We start from the raw sequence: 1114 nt of genomic DNA on the forward strand, positions 1-1114 counted from the left end.
CGTGGCCGCCGCCCTGCCCGTCGCGCTTGCCGCGCTTGCCGCCGCCGCCCGCGCCGCCGCCCGGCTTGTCGCCCGGCAGCGTGACCTTGGCGCCGTCCTTCAGGCGGTCCGCGCCTTCGGTGATGACCTGCTCGCCCGCCTTCAGGCCGCTGCGGATTTCCACCTTGTCCACCGTGGCCTGGCCGCGCGCGACCGGGCGCGTGCTGACGGTCTTGTCGCCGTTCAGCACATAGACGAAGTCGCCCTTGCTGCCGTGGCGCAGCGCCGTGACCGGCACCATGACGGCGTCCTTGATGGTGCGCAGCTCCAGGCGCACATTGACGAACTGGCTGGGGAACAGCGCGTTGTGGCTGTTGGCGAAGCGCGCCTTGGCCTTGATGGTGCCGGTCTGGGTGTCGACCTGGTTGTCCAGCGCCGAGAAGCGGCCGTTGTCGAGCGTGACGGCGCGGGTGCGGTCGAGCGCAATGGCCGGCAGCGGCGCGCCGGCGTTGACGCCTTCCATCACCAGCGGCCCCTGGTCCTGCGGCACGGCGAATTCCACGTCGATCGGCGAGAGCTGGGTGATGACGGCGATGCCGGCCGCGTCGCCCGAGCCGACCAGGTTGCCCACGTCGACCACGCGCAGGCCGACCCGCCCGCTGATGGGCGCGACCACCTTGGTGTAGCCCAGGTTCAGGCGCGCCGTGCCCTCGTTGGCGCGGTCGGTCATGACGGTGCCTTCCAGCTGCTTGACCTGCGCGGCCTGGGTGTCGACGTCCTGGCGCGCGATGGAGTCCTGCGCCAGCAGGGTGCGGTAGCGTTCCAGCGTCAGCCTGGCGTTGTCCAGCTGGGCCTCGTCGCGCTGGCGCTGGCCGCTGGCCTGCATCAGCGCCAGTTCGAACTGGCGCGGGTCGATCTGGGCCAGCACCTGGCCGGCCTTGACCATCTGGCCTTCCTTGAACAGCACTTTCTGCAGGATGCCGGACACTTGCGGGCGCACCGTGGTGGTGGCCGCCGCCGTGACGGTGCCCAGCGCGTCGAGCACGATGGGCAGGTCGGCCGTTTCGGCCGTGGCCACGCCCACCGTGGTCGAGGCGCCGCCGCGCCGGCCGCCGCCTCCGCCGACCGGGCCACC

The 1114-nt window shown here is 72.2% G+C and carries 1 protein-coding gene; it reads right to left on the reverse strand.

Translation table 11 applies throughout. The features are described from left to right. Positions 1-1114, reverse strand: a 1114-nt coding sequence (locus GTP77_RS29705; protein WP_161075745.1) for an efflux RND transporter periplasmic adaptor subunit, incomplete at both ends; no start/stop codon positions are given.

This window comes from Pseudoduganella aquatica (assembly GCF_009857595.1).
In the GTDB taxonomy this organism is placed as follows: Bacteria; Pseudomonadota; Gammaproteobacteria; order Burkholderiales; family Burkholderiaceae_D; genus Rugamonas; species Rugamonas aquatica_A.